The organism is Kribbella sp. NPDC051586 (assembly GCF_044453965.1).
Taxonomy (GTDB): Bacteria; Actinomycetota; Actinomycetes; order Propionibacteriales; family Kribbellaceae; genus Kribbella.
Genome location: NZ_JBITDF010000003.1, coordinates 1,424,494 through 1,442,291, shown reverse-complemented (window position 1 = coordinate 1,442,291; position 17,798 = coordinate 1,424,494). Strand labels below are relative to the sequence as shown.

At 68.9% G+C, this 17,798-nt stretch carries 20 protein-coding genes; 16 read left to right on the top strand and 4 right to left on the bottom strand.

All coding sequences use genetic code 11. From position 1 onward, the window contains the following. The first annotated feature begins 24 nt into the window (after positions 1-24). Genes ACIA58_RS25550 through ACIA58_RS25530 form a run of 5 tightly spaced genes read left to right on the top strand, consistent with a single transcriptional unit; the run spans position 25 to position 3,979 of the window. On the top strand, positions 25-918 hold the full coding sequence (locus tag ACIA58_RS25550) for an SDR family oxidoreductase (protein WP_396406275.1): 894 nt from the start codon (positions 25-27) through the stop codon (positions 916-918). Then, positions 915-2,051: a saccharopine dehydrogenase family protein gene (locus tag ACIA58_RS25545; RefSeq protein ID WP_396406274.1), complete on the top strand. Its 1,137-nt coding sequence runs from the start codon at positions 915-917 to the stop codon at positions 2,049-2,051. Before ACIA58_RS25550 ends, ACIA58_RS25545 begins: the two co-directional genes overlap by 4 nt. After that, positions 2,023-2,871 (top strand): alpha/beta fold hydrolase, encoded by an 849-nt coding sequence (locus tag ACIA58_RS25540; RefSeq protein WP_396406273.1) that lies wholly within the window; start codon positions 2,023-2,025, stop codon positions 2,869-2,871. The genes ACIA58_RS25545 and ACIA58_RS25540 overlap by 29 nt, the downstream gene beginning before the upstream one ends. After that, positions 2,868-3,260: a YccF domain-containing protein gene (locus tag ACIA58_RS25535; RefSeq protein WP_396406272.1), complete on the top strand. Its 393-nt coding sequence runs from the start codon at positions 2,868-2,870 to the stop codon at positions 3,258-3,260. The genes ACIA58_RS25540 and ACIA58_RS25535 overlap by 4 nt, the downstream gene beginning before the upstream one ends. Further along, positions 3,257-3,979: an MBL fold metallo-hydrolase gene (locus tag ACIA58_RS25530; protein WP_396406271.1), complete on the top strand. Its 723-nt coding sequence runs from the start codon at positions 3,257-3,259 to the stop codon at positions 3,977-3,979. The genes ACIA58_RS25535 and ACIA58_RS25530 overlap by 4 nt, the downstream gene beginning before the upstream one ends. Here ACIA58_RS25530 and ACIA58_RS25525 read toward each other — a convergent pair. Next, a complete protein-coding gene (locus ACIA58_RS25525) occupies positions 3,969-4,484 on the bottom strand; it encodes a hemerythrin domain-containing protein (RefSeq protein WP_396406270.1) in 516 nt (171 codons plus the stop codon). The two genes, ACIA58_RS25530 and ACIA58_RS25525, sit on opposite strands and share 11 nt — an antisense overlap. A 50-nt stretch (positions 4,485-4,534) precedes the next feature. On the opposite strand from ACIA58_RS25525, the gene ddaH reads away from it, so the two are divergent. After that, entirely contained in the window at positions 4,535-5,296 is a 762-nt protein-coding gene (ddaH, locus tag ACIA58_RS25520; RefSeq protein ID WP_396406269.1) for a dimethylargininase, read from the top strand. Here ddaH and ACIA58_RS25515 read toward each other — a convergent pair. Both ACIA58_RS25515 and ACIA58_RS25510 read right to left on the bottom strand, forming a co-directional pair. After that, the gene (locus tag ACIA58_RS25515; RefSeq protein WP_396406268.1) at positions 5,265-6,200 is read right to left on the bottom strand and encodes a hypothetical protein; all 936 of its coding nucleotides are present in this window, start codon (positions 6,198-6,200) and stop codon (positions 5,265-5,267) included. The genes ddaH and ACIA58_RS25515 overlap by 32 nt on opposite strands. Further along, positions 6,193-7,548 carry a DNA polymerase IV gene (locus ACIA58_RS25510; protein ID WP_396406267.1) on the bottom strand — a complete coding sequence of 452 codons (1,356 nt, stop codon included), beginning with the start codon at positions 7,546-7,548 and terminating at the stop codon, positions 6,193-6,195. The genes ACIA58_RS25515 and ACIA58_RS25510 overlap by 8 nt, the downstream gene beginning before the upstream one ends. 36 nt (positions 7,549-7,584) lie before the next feature. Here ACIA58_RS25510 and ACIA58_RS25505 point away from each other — a divergent pair, with 36 nt between their 5' ends. From ACIA58_RS25505 to ACIA58_RS25460, 10 genes are all read left to right on the top strand, one after another. Continuing rightward, on the top strand, positions 7,585-8,346 hold the full coding sequence (locus ACIA58_RS25505; protein WP_396406266.1) for an MBL fold metallo-hydrolase: 762 nt from the start codon (positions 7,585-7,587) through the stop codon (positions 8,344-8,346). Between the two features lie 99 nt (positions 8,347-8,445). After that, on the top strand, positions 8,446-9,924 hold the full coding sequence (locus ACIA58_RS25500) for a glutamate--cysteine ligase (RefSeq protein ID WP_396406265.1): 1,479 nt from the start codon (positions 8,446-8,448) through the stop codon (positions 9,922-9,924). A gap of 345 nt (positions 9,925-10,269) precedes the next feature. After that, entirely contained in the window at positions 10,270-10,698 is a 429-nt protein-coding gene (locus ACIA58_RS25495; protein ID WP_396406264.1) for a universal stress protein, read from the top strand. A 1-nt stretch (position 10,699) separates the two neighbouring features. Beyond that, complete coding sequence (locus ACIA58_RS25490) at positions 10,700-11,320, top strand: HhH-GPD-type base excision DNA repair protein (RefSeq protein WP_350856673.1); 621 nt, start codon at positions 10,700-10,702, stop codon at positions 11,318-11,320. A 274-nt stretch (positions 11,321-11,594) separates the two neighbouring features. Next, a complete protein-coding gene (locus ACIA58_RS25485; RefSeq protein ID WP_396406263.1) occupies positions 11,595-12,911 on the top strand; it encodes an RNA polymerase sigma factor in 1,317 nt (438 codons plus the stop codon). A gap of 4 nt (positions 12,912-12,915) precedes the next feature. Further along, entirely contained in the window at positions 12,916-13,179 is a 264-nt protein-coding gene (locus ACIA58_RS25480; RefSeq protein WP_396406262.1) for a DUF6412 domain-containing protein, read from the top strand. Positions 13,180-13,224: 45 nt separating this feature from the next. Further along, positions 13,225-13,902, top strand: coding sequence for a YidC/Oxa1 family membrane protein insertase (locus ACIA58_RS25475; protein ID WP_396406261.1), 678 nt, complete (start codon positions 13,225-13,227; stop codon positions 13,900-13,902). Between the two features lie 76 nt (positions 13,903-13,978). Further along, the gene (locus tag ACIA58_RS25470; RefSeq protein ID WP_396406260.1) at positions 13,979-15,103 is read left to right on the top strand and encodes an ROK family protein; all 1,125 of its coding nucleotides are present in this window, start codon (positions 13,979-13,981) and stop codon (positions 15,101-15,103) included. A 19-nt stretch (positions 15,104-15,122) separates the two neighbouring features. Next, complete coding sequence (locus ACIA58_RS25465; RefSeq protein WP_396406259.1) at positions 15,123-15,965, top strand: sugar phosphate isomerase/epimerase family protein; 843 nt, start codon at positions 15,123-15,125, stop codon at positions 15,963-15,965. A 1-nt stretch (position 15,966) separates the two neighbouring features. Beyond that, the gene (locus tag ACIA58_RS25460; protein ID WP_396406258.1) at positions 15,967-17,022 is read left to right on the top strand and encodes a Gfo/Idh/MocA family protein; all 1,056 of its coding nucleotides are present in this window, start codon (positions 15,967-15,969) and stop codon (positions 17,020-17,022) included. A 39-nt stretch (positions 17,023-17,061) separates the two neighbouring features. On the opposite strand, the gene ACIA58_RS25455 is transcribed toward ACIA58_RS25460, so the two are convergent. Further along, entirely contained in the window at positions 17,062-17,793 is a 732-nt protein-coding gene (locus ACIA58_RS25455) for a TetR/AcrR family transcriptional regulator (protein WP_396406257.1), read from the bottom strand. Positions 17,794-17,798 lie beyond the last annotated feature (5 nt).

The following is a 17,798-nucleotide window of genomic DNA, read 5'->3' as shown; positions in this document are numbered from 1 at the left end:
CACTCAACAAGCTGGAGGTTCGCGATGCGTCCGTTGGCCGGTCAAGTCGTCCTCATCACCGGCGCCTCGCGGGGGATCGGCGCCGCGGTGGCCCGGAAGCTGGCCCGCGACGGCGCGAAGCTCGCGCTGGTCGGCCTGGAGCCGGACGAGCTGAAGAAGGTCGCCGAGGACTGCGGCCCGGACGCCGGCTGGTGGGAGGCCGACGTGACCGACACCGACTCGCTGCGTACGGCGGTCGAAGGCATCGCGGAGCGCTACGGCCACATCGACGTGGTGATGGCGAACGCCGGTATCGCCGCGCCGGGCTTCAGCCGGAGCATGGATCCGAAGACCTGGGAGCGCGTGGTCGACGTCGATCTGTACGGCGTCTGGCGCACGGTCCACCTCACGCTGCCGTATCTGCTCGAGAGCAAGGGCTACCTGCTGCTGGTCTCGTCCCTCGCCGCGATCGTGCACATCCCCGGACTCGCGTCGTACAACGTGTCGAAGGCCGGCGTCGAGGCTTTGGGCGACACGCTGCGGCCGGAGCTCAGGCACCTCGGCGTACGGGTCGGTGTGGCGCACATGACCTTCGTCGACACCGACATGGTGCGCGGAGCGGACGAGCACCCGGTGTTCGGCCGGGCGCGGACCGGGATGCCGCTGGCGAGCAAGACGTACCCGCTGGAGTTCGCCGTGGACAAGTTCGTCGACGGGATCAGGAAGCGTTCGCGGACCGTTCATGTGCCGGGCTGGATCGGCGCGCTGAAGGTTGTCCGCTGGGCGATCCCGCACTTCATCGAGTTCGGCTCGCGGTTCAGCGTCCCGAAGGCGGACGCGGCCGCACTCGCCGACATCCAGGCGCGCGGCGCGGAGGCGTCGTCCCGGCCGACCGGCGCGGGCGGCCTGGCCGACTCGGAGAAGGCTGCGCACAAGTGAGCCGCGAGTACGACGTCGTGCTGCTCGGCGCGAGTGGCTTCACCGGCGCGCTCACCGCGGAGTACCTGGAGAAGAACGCGCCGGACGGCCTGCGCTGGGCCGTTGCCGGACGCAACAAAGCCAAGCTGGAACGCTTCGGCAAGGACGTGCTGCACGCAGACGTGACCGATCCCGGCTCACTGCGCGCGCTGGCCGAGTCGACCAAGGTCGTCGCGACAACGGTCGGGCCGTACGTCCAGTACGGCGAACCGCTCGTGGCTGCCTGCGCCGAGGCAGGGACCGGCTATCTCGACCTCACCGGCGAGCCCGAGTTCACCGACCGGATGTACGTGCGCCATCACCAGCGCGCGACGGAGACCGGGGCGCGGATCATCCACGCCTGCGGGTTCGACTCGATCCCGTACGACCTCGGCGTGCAGTTCACCGTCGAGCAACTGCCAGAGGGCGTGCCGATCCAGGTGGACGGCCTGCTCCGTGCGGGTGGCCGGCCGTCGGGTGGCACCTTCCACACCGCGATCACCGCGTTCTCCCGCCCGAGGCAGAATCTCGAAGCGCACCGCGCGCGCAAACAGGCCGAGCCACGCCCGGAGGGACGGAAAGCGCGTGCGGTGGCCGGCCGGATCCACCGCCAGCAAGGGTTCTGGGCGGTGCCGCTGCCGACGATCGATCCGCAGATCGTCGGGTACTCTGCCCGGCTGCTCGATCGCTACGGCCCCGACTTCCGCTACTCGCACTACGCGGCGATGGAGCATCTCCCGATGGTTGCCGCCGGCATCGGTGGGGTCGGTCTGCTGATCGCGGGCGCTCAGCTGCCGCCGGTGCGGAAGGCGATGCTGAACCGGTTGCAGCCGGGCGACGGGCCGAGCCCGGAGCGTCGGGCGCGGTCCTGGTTCAACGTCCGGTTCGTCGGCCGCGGCGGCGGCAAGCAGGTGATCACCGAGGTCGCGGGTCGCGATCCCGGGTACGACGAGACGGCGAAGATGCTCGGGGAGAGCGCACTGTGCCTGGCGCTCGACGACCTGCCGGAGACGGCCGGCCAGACCACGACGGCCGCCGCCATGGGACCCACTCTCCGCGAGCGGCTGATGAAGGCGGGGATGACCTTTGCCACCCTCGAAGTCGACCACTACTAGCCGCGACGGCACTCGCATCGCCGTCTACGACTACGGCAACCCCGGTGCACCGACGCTGATCTGCGTCCACGGCTACCCGGACAACGCGTCCCTCTGGGGGCCGGTCGCCGAACGCCTCACCACCGAGTTCCACGTCGTCACGTACGACGTCCGCGGTGCCGGCCAATCCGACCATCCGGGCCCGACGTCCGCCTACGCCCTGGACCGCCTCCAGGAAGACTTCGAGGCCGTCCTGGACCACGCCTCACCAGACCGCCCCGTCCACGTCCTGGCCCACGACTGGGGCTCCATCCAGTCGTGGCACTTCATCACCGACGCACAGCCCCGCGTTGCCTCGTTCGTCTCCATTTCAGGGCCGTCACTCGATCACGCCGGGTACTTCATCCGTCAGCGCAACCGCGCCACTCTGAGACAGCTCCTCCACTCCTGGTACATCTTCTATTTCCACCTCCCGTGGCTCCCCGAGCTCGCCTGGCGCAAAGGCTGGGCATACCGTGCGTTCAACCGCCTGGAGACGCAGCCCACGAACGACAACAGGTCGATCGACGACTATGTGAACGGCATGAGGCTGTACCGCGCCAACGTCGTCCCGCGCCTCGTCCGCCCGGCGCAGCGACGTACCGAGGTACCCGTCCTGGCCGTGTCTCCGGACGCCGACCCGTTCGTCACCACCCCGCTGCAGGCCGACATCGGCCGCTGGGCGACCAATCTGACGGTGAAGGTCGTCAGGGGCGGGCACTGGTTGCCCCGGAACGATCCCGGACTTGTCGCCGAACTGGTACGGGAACACACCCGCGAGGTGGCAGGCTTGGAAGCATGAAGACGCTTCTCAACCTGATCTGGCTGGTGCTGGCCGGATTCTGGCTTGCTGTCGGGTACGCGGTGGCCGGCATCATCTGCTGCGTGCTGATCGTGACCATCCCGTTCGGCATCGCGTCCTTCCGGATCGCCGGGTACACGCTCTGGCCCTTCGGCCGGACCGTGGTCGACAAGCCGAGCGCCGGCGCGGGCGCGCTGCTCGGGAACATCATCTGGATCGTCTTCGCCGGCTGGTGGCTGGCGCTCGGCCACCTGACCACCGGGATCGCGCTGTGCCTGACGATCATCGGCATCCCGCTCGGCGTGGCGAACTTCAAGCTGATCCCGGTCTCGCTGCTGCCGCTGGGCAAGGAGATCGTGCCGTCCAACCAGCCGTTCGCGACCCGGTGAGGTCGCTGACGGTCCTGGGTTCGTGCGGTGCCTGGCCCGAGGCGGGCCGGGCGTGCGCCGGCTTCCTGGTCGAGTACGACGGCTTCCGGGTGGTGCTCGATCTCGGGTACGCCGCGTTGCCCCGCCTGCTCGAGCACTGCCCCCAGGGTGAGGTTGACGCGGTGGTGGTGACACACCAGCATCCGGATCACTGCGTCGACGTGAGTGGGCTGGCGCGGGTGCGGTACTACGAAGCTCCGGATGCGCCGCCCGTTCCACTGCACTGCACGCCCGAGACCCTGGATGTCCTGCGGGCACTGGAACCCAACCCCGATCCAGCCGATGTCTTCGCAGTGCACGATCTTGCGGCGACAACGCGGATCGGGCCGTTCGACGTGGTGACCGTGGAACTGCCGCACTTCAAGACGAATCTCGGTGTCCGGTTGAGTGCGCCGGGGATGACGGTCGCGTACACCGGCGACAGCGGCCCGTCCCCTGAACTGCGGCGACTGGCGGAGGGCGCCGACGTGTTCATCTCGGACGCGACGTACCAAGGCGCGCCGGTCAGCCCCTACCTGATGACGGCTGCCGAGGCGGCTCGAGGTGCGCGCGGAGCCCGGCGGCTCGTGCTGACGCACTTCTGGCCAGGCTCCGATCGCGCTGTCTCGGTGCGCGAGGCGGAGGCCGGGTTCGACGGCGAGGTCATCGCCGCCGACGAAGGGCTCGTCCTCAGTCTTTGACAGCCTCGACGATCTTGCGCACGTTCGCGATATCGCCGCAGTCGGCGGCGATCAGCCGGGCCCGTTCCTCGGCGAACGTGTCGCCGAGGTCGCGGCGTACCTGCTCGGAGACCTCGGTGCGGGCCGGGTTGAGCACGTCGCGTTCTTCCTCGTCGAGGTGATGGGAGAGGGCCTCGGACAGCTCGTGCAGCTTGGAGCTGAACTCCTCGCTGCCGGTGTCGTCGACCTCCATCAGCTCGAGCAACGCCTCGTTGCCTTCGTCGTGCTCGTGCTCGGAATGCTCGACCTCGTCGGCGTCGATCGCGTCCTTGCGCCGGAGCGTGGGATAGACCTTCGACTCCTCGGCCTCGGCGTGGGCGATCAGCACGGTGGCCAGGTCTGCGAGCACGGCCGCGCGGTCACTCTGGACATCACGCAGTTCGCGCAGCGCCTCCTCGAACCATCGGTGGTCGGCCAGGATGATCTCGACCACGTCGCCACCCGCCGCCGGAAGAATCTTCGGCATCCCTTGTCTCCTCTCTCGGATGCCTCCTGGTACCCGGATAGCCTGCGGACATGCCGACAGCCCTGATCCGCCGCCCGAGCTCACGCCTCGCCGAGGGCCTCGTCACCCACATCGAACGCACGCCGGTCGAGGTCGAGCTTGCGTTCGCGCAGTGGCAGCAGTACGTCGATACGCTGCACGGCGCCGGCTGGACGACGGTGGAGGTGCCGCCGATCGAGGAGTGCCCGGACAGCGTCTTCGTCGAGGACACGATGGTCGTGTACGGCGGCCTCGCGGTGATCGCCCGCGCCGGTGCGAACGAGCGACGCCCGGAGGCCGCGGCAGCCGAGGAGACCGTCGCGGCGCAGGGGTACGAGGTCCGCCACATCGCCGATCCCGGCACGCTCGACGGCGGCGACGTACTGAAGATCGGCTCGACGATCTACGTCGGACAGGGCGGACGGACCAACGCAGCGGGCATCGAGCAACTGCGCGAGGCGTTCGCGCCGCTCGGGGCCGACGTACGCGCGGTGCCGGTCCGGAAGGTGCTGCACCTCAAGTCGGCCGTCACGGCGCTGCCCGACGGGACGGTGATCGGGTACGAGCCGCTCGTCGACGACCCTGCCGCGTTCGAGCGTTTCCGGCCGGTGCCCGAGGAGGCGGGCGCGCACGTCGTACTGCTGGGCGAGGACAGGCTGCTGATGGCCGAGTCGGCGCCGAAGTCCGCGAAGCTGTTCGCCGAGCTGGGCTATGTACCGGTCGTCGTGGACATCAGTGAGTTCGAGAAGCTGGAAGGCTGCGTCACATGCTTGTCGGTGCGCCTTCGCCGGTGAGCACCTGGCGCGCAGTCTCGGCGAGTTGCAGCTCGCGCTTCTTCCCGCGTCCTCGAGCGATCTCGCACGCCTCCGCCAGCGCTGAGCGATAGACCGACGTATCCGGATGCCCGGGGGTCGCGTCGCGCACCACTTGGGTGAGCGCTTCGAGCGCGTCCGAGATGTCGCCGCACGCGAGCAACGCCCGTCCCAACGCGGCCCGATCGCGCAGCAACTGCGGATCCTCGGCTGCGAGCTTCTCGTCGGCGGCAACGATGTCCGCGAGCAGCTGAGCCTCCGACCGTGGCCCGCCGACCATCAGCCGGGCGCCGGTGGTGGCTTCGGTCGCCGCGCGGGTCAACTCGTGATGCGGCCCGAACACCTCCGTCAACTGCGGCGTGAGCAGCTCGAACCAGGCGATCGCCCGCCCGTAGTTCGCGGTCGCCAGCATCCCCTGGGCGACCCGCAGACGGACGCGCAAGGTGGCGGGGTCGTCGGCCGCCAGCACCTTCTCCCGCTCGGTCAGCGCGGACTGGTAGAACGGCAACGCCTGCCCCGGCTCGTGCTCGTCCCAGTACGCCTCGGCCTGCTTGTACGCCGGGTCGCTGTTCAGCTCCGGGTGATTGGCGAGCGCCGACACCGGCTCCCGCCGTACGACGGTTTGCACCGGGAGCGTGGCGACCTTCCGTCCGACGTACGTGCGTCCGCCGGTCGGGATGATCCGGTACTGGCCGACCTTCGACACCGGAAGCCAGAGCACGGTGTTGTACAGCGTCCGCACCGACGATCCGCAGTTCTCGCACACGTCGCGGTGCCCGTAGAACCTGCTCCCCATCGGGCCGGCCGTCTCGGTCGCCCGCCAGACCTCCGACGCCGCCGTACACGGCGCACAGAACGGGTAGACCCCCCGCCGTTCCTCATTCATCTGAGACATTGTGGTCAGTTTCGGGTTCGTCGTCTGCATCCGCCGCGCTGATCTGCACTTTTGTCAGCGCCGGGTCGTCGACGGCGAAGGTGCGGACCGGGCCCGGCGGGGTCTCCGCGGTCTCGAAACGGACCGTGACACGGCCCCGGCCGGAGCCCCAGACCCAGCCGCGACCGTAGTCGGGATGGGCGACGTCCTGGCCCGGGTGGAAGCCGAGCTGGTCACGTCGCCGGGCCGGCAGCTCGACCACCACGACCGGGGTCTCGGCGTGCTCGTCGTCGGTGAAGAGGTCGTCCTGGATCCAGTCGGCCAGTGACGAGACGCCTACGCCGAGCAACCGGATGCCGCCGCCGATCTCGCTCTCCTCGAGCAGCCGGCGCGCGACGCGCGCGATCACCCGGGCGTCGTCGGTCGGACCGGCGAGCGTCGAGGACCGGGTGTGCGTGGTGAAGTCGTGCATCCGGGTCTTCACCGTGACGGTCCGGCCGGACAGCTGCGCCTTCTGCAGCCGCTCGGAGACGCGGTGGGCCATCCTGTCGCCGATCGCAGCCAGCAGCGCCCGGTCGATGATGTCGGTCTCGAACGTGTCCTCGACGCTGACCGACTTGGTCTCGCGGTCGCTCACCACCGGCCGGTCGTCGGCCGCGACGGCGAGCCGGTGGAGGCTCGAGCCGTGCGCCGATCCGACCTGCCGGATCAGCTCGTCCTCGTCGAGCTGCTGCAGATCGCCGACGGTCCGGACGCCGGCCATGCTCAGTCGCTGCGCGGTCGCCGGCCCCACACCGGGGATGACGGTCACCTGCATGGGCGCCAGGAACTCCGCCTCTGTGCCGGCCGGTACGACGACCACGCCGTCCGGCTTGTCGAGATCGCTGGCGATCTTCGCGATCAACTTCGACGTGCCGGCGCCGACCGACGCGGTCAGGCCGCCGCTCACCTTCCGGATCGCGTCCTTCAGGTCCTGCGCGATCGCCTCGACGTCGTCGACCGTCAGTCCGCTCAGGCCGCTCGCCGCCAGGTCGATGAACGCCTCGTCCAGCGACAACGGCTCCACCAGCGGCGACAGCGCACGCATCTCGGCCATCACCGCCCGACTGCTCTGCCGGTACACCTCGAAGCGGGGACCCAGGTACGCCGCGTGCGGGCAACGCGATCGCGCTTCCGCGGTCGACATCGCCGACCGCACGCCGTATTTGCGGGCCTCGTACGACGCAGTGGACACGACTCCGCGGACGCCGATACCGCCGACGACGACGGGTTTGCCCCGCAGCGACGGCTTGTCCCGCTGCTCGACGGCCGCGAAGAACGCGTCCAGATCGACATGCAGCACCGAAGGATCCCCACGCACCTGTCCAGTGTCCCTTCCCGCACCGACAATTGTGGGATGACGTTCCCCGACCGCTGGGACGACGGCACCGATCCGTCCACGCCCGCACATCAGGTCCACTGGTACGACGACCGTACGGCGATCATCCGCCAGGCGCTCCACACCAACTTCGAGGGCCCGTTCCTGTACCTCCTGCTCGGCGACGAGCGTGCCCTCCTGCTGGACACCGGCACCGGGCACGTGCCGCTGCGCCCGTTGATCGAGGAGCTCGCGGGGGATCGGGAGCTGGTCGTAGCGCACACCCACAGCCACGGCGACCACGTCGGCGGCGACGGCGAGTTCGACCAGGTCGTCGGCAGGTCCGCGGAGGACGTCGCGCAGTACTTCGGTTTCGGCGACTGGCCGGACGGCGTGGTGCAGTTCGACCTGGGCGGGCGGGTGCTCGACATCGTCGCGATCCCGGGGCACCACGCCTCGCACATCGCGACGTACGACCGGAACACGCGGCTGCTGTTCAGCGGCGATTCGCTGTACCCGGGCCGGCTCTACGTCTTCGACTGGCCGGCCTTCCGGGCGAGCGTCGCGCGGCTGGCGGAGTTTGTTGCTGACGGCAATCCGGTCGAGTGGGTCCTGGGCGCGCACATCGAGCTGACGAACAAGCCAGGGCAGGACTATGAGATGGGCGAGGCCAAGCACCCGGACGAGCACGAGTTGCCGCTGCGTCCCGAGGTGCTGACCGAGCTGGCCGAGGTGGTCGCCGGGGCGGGGGAGGAGCCGATGCGGATCGACCGGGACCATTTCATCGTCTACCCGGTCTGAATCCACCACGCGATTGCGCCGTACACGGATGGGCACCTTCAGGCACACTGAGGCCAGGTCCTCGAGGGCCGTAGCTGGGGAGCCACAGGGGAGGCGCTGATGGGTGAGGAAGTCGACCGGGTCGAGTTCACCCGGGCGGACCGGACCGCGTTCCGGGGTCAGGTCCATCGCAATCTGGACGCCTTCGCGCGGATGCTGCGCGAGGCCCGGTTCGCGCCCGACCGGCCGATGACCGGGATCGAGATCGAGCTGAACCTGGTCGACGAGAAGTGCGACCCGGCGTTCAAGAACACCGAGGTGCTGAGCGCGATCGAGGACGACGCGTTCCAGACCGAGCTCGGCCAGTTCAACATCGAGATCAACGTCCCGCCCGGGCAGATCGACGGACTCGGGCTGGACACGATGGAGGCGAGCATCCGCGACAGCCTCAACGCGGCCGAGGACAAGGCGGCCCGGACCGGCTCGTCGATGGTGGTCGTCGGCATCCTCCCGACGCTGCTGACCGAGCACATCCGGCGCGACGCGCTCAGCACCAACCCGCGGTACGCGTTGCTCAACGACCAGATCTTCGCGGCCCGCGGCGAGGACGTGCAGATCTCGATCGACGGCTTCGAGCGCCTGCAGGTGACCGCCGACAGCATCGTTCCGGAGGCCGCGTGCACGTCGACGCAGTTCCACCTGCAGGTGACGCCGGAGGCCTTCCCGCGGTACTGGAACGCGGCGCAGGCGATCTCCGGCGTCCAGCTCGCCGTCGGCGCGAACTCGCCGTTCCTGTTCGGCAAGGAGTTGCTGCGCGAGACCCGGATCGCGTTGTTCGAGCAGGCCGCCGACACGCGGACGCACGAACTGAAGACGCAGGGCGTGCGGCCGCGGGTGTGGTTCGGTGAACGATGGATCACCTCGATCTTCGACCTCTTCGAGGAGAACTCGCGCTACTACCCGGCCCTACTGCCGGTGACGTCGGACGAGGATCCGATCGAAGTTCTCGACCGCGGCGACACGCCCGCGCTTTCGGAGTTGCGGCTGCACAACGGGACGATCTATCGCTGGAACCGGCCGGTGTACGACGTTGTCCGGGAGAAGCCGCATCTGCGCGTCGAGAATCGCGTCCTGCCGGCCGGCCCGACCGTCGTCGACACGATCGCGAACGGCGCGTTCTACTTCGGTCTGGTCCGCGCGCTGGCCGACGACGAACGGCCGATCTGGTCGCAGATGTCGTTCAGCGCCGCCGAGGAGAACTTCCACAACGCCGCCCGCAACGGGATCGACGCTGAGGTGTTCTGGCCGGGCGTCGGCACCGCCCGCGCGACCGAGCTCGTGCTCAGACGCCTTCTGCCGTTGGCGGTTCGCGGTCTGGACGCGTGGGGCGTCGACGTGGCGGTGCGGGACCGGCTGCTCGGGATCATCGAGCAGCGCTGCCTCACCGGGCGCAACGGCGCGTCCTGGCAGGCCGACGAGTTCCACCGCCTGTATACAAAGGGCTCGCACGGTCGCAAGGACGCGTTGCGCGGCATGCTCCGCCGGTACCGCGACCACATGCATGAGAACACGCCGGTCCACGAGTGGCCGGTGGACTGAACCGGTTCGAATGCCCGACGGACACAGGACAACGTAGGACAGGGATTGGCGGAACCCCGGTCCTTCTGACGGAACCCGTTCGATCTTGCCCAGGGCAACGGGATGGGCAGGTTCTTGGACGAGTTCGATAACGACCCGGACTACAGGGGTGGCGCGTTGGGTGACAGCCCTGCAAAGGTGTGGCCACCGGAAGGTTAGGCGGGCCCGCCGCGGGTAGTACTCGGGCACCGGCAGCCCTCTGTCACCGCCGCGACACAACAGGTGCAAATGCAGCGGATGCCGACTGCGGTCGGGAGCAGTATCGTTCGAGACGGGTCGACACACACCCGGAGGTGAGGCAGGGCGATGACGACCATCGTCGTGGGTTATGTGCCGAAGGCGGAAGGCCGTGCGGCTCTTCGGCGAGCAGCGGAGGAAGCGACGCTACGGGACGCCAAGCTCGTGGTGGTGAACTCGCACCGGGGCGGACGCAGCTTCGACACCGACGAGGCTGCGGCGAGTGATGCCGCATTGACGGAAGTACGGGAGCAGCTCGACTCCACCGGCGTGCCCTACGAGGTGCGGCAACTGGTGCGTGGCCTGGACCCGGCGGAGGACCTGGTGGCCGTCGCCGAGCAGGTGCATGCGGAGTTCATCGTCATCGGGCTGCGGCGCCGGTCACCGGTCGGGAAGCTCATCCTCGGCAGCAACGCGCAGCGGGTGCTGCTCGACGCGCCGTGCCCGGTGCTCGCTGTCAAGGCCGAGCCTGAGTTGTCTGATGGGGAGGAGGACTGAGGTGACTTCGACACGCAGCAGAAAATTGTGCCTCGCACAGCAGCCCGACGCCGACGAGATGCTGAGCAGAGATCCGTTCGCCTTGCTGGTCGGCATGTTGCTGGACCAGCAGATCCCGATGGAGCGCGCGTTCGCGGGCCCGGTCGCGATCTCGAAGCGGATGCTGGGTCCGTTCGACCCGGCCACGGTCGCGCACTACGACCCGGACGCCTTCGTCGAGGTGGTGGCCGGTCCGCCGGCCGTGCACCGGTTCCCGACCGCGATGGCGGCGCGGATCCAGACCCTGGCCAAACACCTGGACGAGCAGTACGGCGGTAACGCTTCGGCGCTCTGGTCCGATGTGAAGTCCGGGGACGACCTGCTGGCCAGGCTGTCGGCCCTGCCGGGCTTCGGCGCGCAGAAGGCGAAGATCTTCGTCGCGCTGCTCGGCAAGCAACTCAAGGTCCGCCCGCGCGGGTGGCGCGAGGCGTCCGAGCCGTACGGCGAGGACGGCGCGTTCAAGTCCGTCGCGGACGTGATCGACGTGGCATCGCTGGTGCGGGTGCGACAGTTCAAGCAGGAGCAGCAGGTGGTCCGGCAGCGGGTGGTGGCCCGTCCGCTGCGGCAGACACGCAACGGGTGAACACAGACGCATAACGGTTGAGCAGAAGGACCAGCGACGACGTACCCTTCGAGTACCGAGCAGATCAGGCCCTTGCCGGCGCGGGAATGCCCGCCCGGCAGGGGCCTGAGGGCACCGTTCCGGGGGGTCGTGCGACGCGTGGCCTTGGTTCGCGGATTACAATGGACTGTTGCCGCCGCCTGACCAGCGAGCAGCCGCACACCGCAGTACCCAAAAGCTCAGCAACACAACGTCGTACCGCCGTACAAACCCTGCGTCAGACGAGAGGTAATTCGTGTCGTCCAGCTCGTCCGAGAATCTTCCCGCCGAGCCGGCCCGGGCCGTGGCCGCCACCGCCCGCAGCACGGCTCCGAGGACCAGCGCCCGAGTGACCGACCCCGCTGCCAAGAAGGCGGCCGCGAAGAAGGCGGCGGTGAAGACCGCCGGCACCAAGGAGGACGGTATCCCCGCGAAGAAGGCCGCTGCCAAGAAGGCTCCGGCGAAGAAGGCAGTGTCCGAGGCGGGTCTGGCGATCGACCCGAAGACCGGCAAGCCGCGCGCGCTCGATGAGGTTGACGAGTCCGACTTCCAGCCGGACGCCGTCAAGGGGCTGGAGAAGGAGCTCACCGAGGACCAGGGCTTCATCGTCTCCGAGGCCGACGAGACCGACGAGCCCGAGCAGCAGGTGATGGTGGCCGGCGCCACCGCGGACCCGGTCAAGGACTACCTGAAGCAGATCGGCAAGGTCCCGCTGCTGAACGCCGAGCAGGAGGTCGAGCTCGCGAAGCGGATCGAGGCCGGCCTGTTCGCCGAGGAGCAGACCGCCGACGAGGCCGCCAAGCTCAAGGAGAAGGTCCGCGACGAGTACGAGTGGATCTCCGAGGACGGCCGCCGCGCCAAGAACCACCTGCTCGAGGCCAACCTGCGCCTGGTGGTGTCGCTGGCCAAGCGCTACACCGGCCGCGGCATGCTGTTCCTGGACCTGATCCAGGAGGGCAACCTGGGTCTGATCCGCGCGGTGGAGAAGTTCGACTACACCAAGGGCTACAAGTTCTCGACGTATGCCACCTGGTGGATCCGGCAGGCGATCACCCGCGCGATGGCCGACCAGGCCCGGACGATCCGTATTCCGGTGCACATGGTCGAGGTCATCAACAAGCTGGCCCGTGTCCAGCGGCAGATGCTGCAGGACCTCGGCCGGGAGCCCACTCCGGAGGAGCTCGCCAAGGAGCTCGACATGACCCCGGAGAAGGTCATCGAGGTGCAGAAGTACGGTCGCGAGCCGATCTCCCTGCACACTCCGCTCGGTGAGGACGGCGACTCCGAGTTCGGCGACCTGATCGAGGACTCCGAGGCGATCGTGCCGGCCGAGGCGGTCTCGTTCACGCTGCTCCAGGAGCAGCTGCACGCCGTCCTCGACACGCTGTCCGAGCGCGAGGCCGGTGTGGTCTCGATGCGGTTCGGCCTCACCGACGGTCAGCCGAAGACGCTCGACGAGATCGGCAAGGTGTACGGCGTGACCCGCGAGCGGATCCGCCAGATCGAGTCCAAGACCATGTCGAAGCTGCGTCACCCGTCGCGCTCGCAGGTCCTCCGGGACTACTTGGACTGATGTCATGACGCAGTGGATCGCCGGTGCACTCGCACTGGTGATCCCTGCGTTCTCCACAGCCTCGTTGGCCGCTGCCGTTCTTACGGCGGCGGCCTTGCTGTTGGCGTTGGCAGTCGTCGCGCAGGCGTCCCGCTCGTCCCTGCACGCCGCCGCGCCGATGCTCGCGCGGGCCACCTCGGTCCGTCGCCGCACCGCCGAGACCGTCTTCCTCCGCTTGTGCGACCCGGATGCTGCCGGTCGCGCACGTCCACGAGCACCGGGACAGTAGCGCTCTTCCTCGCTGCCTGTTCCTTCTCACTCGTGGAGCCTTGCTGTGCCTTCCTTCCTGGAGGCACCGGTCGCCGGTGCCTATCACTTGCTCACGTCCCTCGTCGCCGCCCTCGAACCGCTGACCGGCCCGTACGCCGCGGTCGTCGCGATCGTCCTGTGCACCCTCGTCGTACGGCTGTGTCTCGTCCCGCTCAGCGTGCGCGCCCAACGCGGGCTCAAGGCTCGCGCAGCGCTGATGCCTCAGCTGAAGCAGTTGACCGAACGCCACCGCGGCAACCCCGAACGCCTGCAACGTGAGGTGGCGAAGCTTCAGTCCGAGTCCGGTACGACGATGTTCGCGGGCTTCCTGCCGACGCTCGCCCAGCTGCCGTTCTTCTGGCTGATGTACACGCTGTTCTCCCGCGCAGTCGTCGCGGGGGAGTCGAACCAACTGATCAGCGGCAGCCTCCTCGGCGCCCCGCTCGGCGTGCACTGGCCGATCTTGACGGGTACGCCGGCGTTCGTCGTCGTAGCCGTACTGCTGGCTGTCGTCGCGTGGTTCTCGGCGCGGTTCCAGGTGCGCCAGCTGGATGCGTCCGCGACGACATTGTCCCGGCGTCTCGCGCAGGTCCTGCCGTACGGCACTTTGCTGACAGCCGCGTTCGTACCACTCGCAGCCGGGCTCTACCTGCTCACCACGACCACCTGGACGGTCGTCGAACGCACGGTCCTGAACCGGTGATCCGGATCCGTTGCTACCCGTTCAGGAATTCTGATACCGTCTTTATTAAAGCCGGTTGCATAACAGGTTGGGGCCGATGGACACTGTGCGAGGCGCGAACCAGGTCGCCTGCCTGCGTTTCCTGGCCGACACCGACGACGCCCAGACGGTAGGTGTCATCAGCACCGGGACCGGACTCTCGCGGCCGACTGTGCACGCGGTGCTCGACGATCTCGTCGAGGCCGGCCTCGTCGTAGCCACCGAACCGTCGACGGCCGGACCGGGTCGCCCCGCGCGTGCCTTCCGGTTCGCCCGGGAGGCCGGTCTCGTCGCCGGTGTCGACCTCGGCCCGCGCGGGGCGCGCGCCATCATCTGCGACCTGTCCGGGCGCCGTGTCGCGTACGCCGAGCTCAGGCAGGAGCCGACGCCGGACCTCATCCAGCGTGCCGTCCACACCGCGGCCGGCAAGTGCTCGATCGACCTCGAGCGCCTCCGCGCGGTCGGCGTCGCGCTGCCCGGCGTGATCGAGCCCAACGGCTACCTGCGGGCCAGCCTCGCGCTGCCCGACCTGGTCGGCGTGCAGATCGCGGACCTCGTCGCGCAGGACCTGGGCAAACCTGTTGCCGTTGACAACGACATCAAGCTGGCCGCGCTCGCCGAGCAGCGTGTCGGCGCCGGCCGCGGGTACTCCGATGTCGTCTACCTCCAGATCGGTCAGCGCCTGTCCGTGTCGATCGTCCTGAACGGAGTGATCCGGCAAGGACGCCATCGCCTCGCCGGGGAGCTCGGCGCACAGCGGGGCATGCGCTGGACGCGGAACGCGCAACGCGGACAGCTGATCTGGGCCTCGCACCCGACCGGCGAGGAAGTGCTGACGGCGGCAGCCGACGGCGATGCGTCCGCTCGCGCGGAGATCGACGACTTCTGCGCGCAGATCGCCGCGCGGATCGCGACGGTGTTGCTGACCGTCGACCCCGAGGTCGTCGTCGTCCGGGGCGGGCTCGCGCAGGACAGCGGCGTACTGCTGCGGCCGCTGGTGGCGGCCGTCGAGAAGGAACTGATTTTCCCCGAGCGTCCTCCGTTCGTCGCCTCTGCTCTGGGGCGCGAAGCGGTGGTGCTCGGGGCGGTCGGCAACACGTTCGACCGGTTCGGCTCGGACATCTACGGTGTCAAGGACTATCCGAGTCCGTGGCACCAGATCAGCACCGGAGCAATCCCCTGAACACTGAGAGGACCACCAAGTGAAGCTCGGAGTCAGCTCGTACTGTTTCCGCTCGCTCATGACGAGCGGTGAGATGGACCTGATCGCGGTCCTGGACTGGGTGGCTGCGTCCCCGGCCGGGCACATCGAGGTCGCCGCGATGGACGGCGAGTACTACCTGGAGAACCCTGACGTCGTCAACGCCACTGCCAAGCACTCCGAGGACATCGGCGTACCGATCGTGAACTACCTGGTCAGCGGCGACCTGCGGGCCGCGGAGGACAAGGAGATCGACCGGCTCCGTCGGCAGCTGGACGTCGCGCACCGGTTCGGCGCCCGCATCTTCCGGCACGACGTCGCGCCGTGGTCGTGGCGCGAGGACAACCCGGGCGAGTTCGAGACGGTCTTCGCGAAGGTCGTCGAAGGCTGCCGCGCCGTCGCCGACCACGCCGCCGGGCTCGGCATCGTGTCGACGATCGAGAACCACGGCTTCTTCATGAACGGCAGCGACCGGCTGGCCCGGCTCGTGCACGCCGTCGACCGCCCGAACTTCCGGGTCACGCTCGACCTCGGCAACGGACTCTGCGTCGGCGAGGTGCCCGGCAAGACCGCGGCCGGACTGATCGACGTCGCGGCCTCGATCGGCGTGAAGGACTTCCACATCCGCCGGTCGGCGGGAGACGGCTGGCTGAAGACGCTGGCCGGCGACTACCTGCTCGGCACGATCACCGGTCACGGCGACCTGGACATCGCGGGGCTGCTCGCGCTGGCCGCCACCAAGCCCGACGTACCGGTCAGCCTCGAGTTCGAGGGCCTGGAGTCGACTCCGGCCGCCATCGAGCGCTCCCTGAACAACATCCTCCGACTGGCAGGAGCTGCCTGATATGACGACGCGTATCGCAGTGATCGGGGTTGGCGCCATCGCGACCCAGCACCTGATCTCGTACCAGAAGAACCCCCGGGCCGAGCTGGTCGCCGTGTGCGACATCGACCAGGCGCGGGCCAAGGCGCGCGCCGACGAGTTCGGCGTACCGCGGGCCACGGATGTCGTCGACGAGATCCTGAACGATCCGGGCGTCGACGCCGTCAGCATCTGCGTGCCGAACCTCCTGCACGCCAAGATCGCGGAAGCGGCGCTGCGGGCGGGCAAGCACGTGCTGGTCGAGAAGCCGATGTCCGTGACGGTTGCCGAGGCCGAAGCGCTGGTCAAGGCGACCCAGGAGACCGGCAAGGCGCTGCAGATCGGCTACGTCCGGCGCTTCGCCCCGAATGCCCTGGTCACGAAGCGTTTCCTGGACGAGGGTGAGTTCGGCGACATCTACGCCGCGCGGGCCACGATCATCCGCGCGGCCGGCAACCCGGGCGGCTGGTTCGGCGACGTCAACGTCTCCGGCGGCGGCCCGCTGATCGACCTGGGCGTCCACATCATCGACCTGTGCTGGTACCTGATGGGCATGCCGAAGCCGGTTTCGGTGTCGGGGGCGACGTTCTCGCCGCTCGGCGCCCGGGACAACATCAAGCACCTGACCCGGTACCGCGCCGCGTCCGAGACCAAGGTGAACAACGTCGAGGACTACGCGACCGCGCAGATCCGGTTCGAGGGCGGGGCGGTCCTCGACGTCGACACGTCGTACTCGCTGCACGCGCGGAACTCGACGAGCGTGAAGATCCACGGCGACAAGGGCGGCGCGGAGATCGAGCCCGAGCTGCTGATGATCACCGAGCGGCACGACACCTTGCTGCACGTCCAGCCGCAGATCGACTCGCTCGGCTTCGACTTCCAGGTCGGGTTCGCCAACCAGATCGACCACTTCCTGCAGATCTGCCGTGGCGAGATCCCGGCCGACGCGACCGCCGAGCAGGGCCTGGAGATGGCCCGCATGCTGTCGGCGATCTACGAGTCGGCCAGGGTCGGCGCCGAGGTGAACATCGCCCGCTGAGCCCTGTGAGCCCGCTTGCCGGGTACGGCGAGGGCGCGTTCAGTCGCGGACCAGCCGGGCCTCGAGACCGTCGAGGATCCGGGTGAGTCCGTAGCTGAACGTGTCCTCGCCGCCTGCTTCGAGGTCGGCCCCCTGGTTGGCGGCGTACAGCGCGCGCATCCGCGGGTACGGCTCGGCCGCCTGCACCGCTGCCGGCCAGACCTCCGCCTGCCAGGACGGCATGTCCTTGCCGCTGCGCTTCAGCTTGCTGATCGTCGCCGCCTCGACCGACGCGATCCCGATGACGAACCCGAGCACGGTCTTCGAGGCGTTGTCCGCCTCGATCAGCTCGAACCCCGCATTCAGGTAGACCCCGAGCATCCGGTCCGACACGTGCATCAGATTCGGGCCGAGGTAGTTCATGCCGACGTCCGCGAGCGTCGGCGCGGTCCACGGGTGCCGCACGATCATCGCGCGCAGGCTCCGCGCCGACGCCTCCGCCGCATCCCGCCACCGGGCCGGATCCACGACCTCCGGTACGTCGATCTCGCCGTACACCTCGTCGACGACGAGCTCGAGCAGCTCCTCCTTGTTGGCGACATGCCAGTAGACCGCAGTCGCGACCGCACCGAGGGCAGCGCCGAGCTTGCGCATCGTCAGCGCCTCGAGGCCGTGCGCATCGAGCAGCTTGATCGCCTCCGCGACGATCTGCTCCTGCGTCAGCGCGGGCTGCTCGCGCCGCCGGCCGCGCTTGGGCCGGGTCCAGACGGACGTGTACTCCTCGGTCGCCATAGGCG

Excerpts from the sequence above, each read along its gene's own strand:
- ACIA58_RS25525 (WP_396406270.1), bottom strand. The coding sequence starts at position 4,484 with ATGCCGAAGATTCTTCCGGCGGCGGGTGGCGACGTGGTCGAGATCATC.
- ACIA58_RS25550 (WP_396406275.1), top strand. The coding sequence starts at position 25 with ATGCGTCCGTTGGCCGGTCAAGTCGTCCTCATCACCGGCGCCTCGCGG.
- ACIA58_RS25500 (WP_396406265.1), top strand. The coding sequence starts at position 8,446 with ATGGGTGAGGAAGTCGACCGGGTCGAGTTCACCCGGGCGGACCGGACC.
- ACIA58_RS25460 (WP_396406258.1), top strand. The coding sequence starts at position 15,967 with ATGACGACGCGTATCGCAGTGATCGGGGTTGGCGCCATCGCGACCCAG.
- ACIA58_RS25505 (WP_396406266.1), top strand. The coding sequence starts at position 7,585 with ATGACGTTCCCCGACCGCTGGGACGACGGCACCGATCCGTCCACGCCC.
- ACIA58_RS25455 (WP_396406257.1), bottom strand. The coding sequence starts at position 17,793 with ATGGCGACCGAGGAGTACACGTCCGTCTGGACCCGGCCCAAGCGCGGC.
- ACIA58_RS25480 (WP_396406262.1), top strand. The coding sequence starts at position 12,916 with ATGACGCAGTGGATCGCCGGTGCACTCGCACTGGTGATCCCTGCGTTC.
- ddaH (WP_396406269.1), top strand. The coding sequence starts at position 4,535 with ATGCCGACAGCCCTGATCCGCCGCCCGAGCTCACGCCTCGCCGAGGGC.
- ACIA58_RS25515 (WP_396406268.1), bottom strand. The coding sequence starts at position 6,200 with ATGAATGAGGAACGGCGGGGGGTCTACCCGTTCTGTGCGCCGTGTACG.
- ACIA58_RS25495 (WP_396406264.1), top strand. The coding sequence starts at position 10,270 with ATGACGACCATCGTCGTGGGTTATGTGCCGAAGGCGGAAGGCCGTGCG.
- ACIA58_RS25470 (WP_396406260.1), top strand. The coding sequence starts at position 13,979 with ATGGACACTGTGCGAGGCGCGAACCAGGTCGCCTGCCTGCGTTTCCTG.
- ACIA58_RS25535 (WP_396406272.1), top strand. The coding sequence starts at position 2,868 with ATGAAGACGCTTCTCAACCTGATCTGGCTGGTGCTGGCCGGATTCTGG.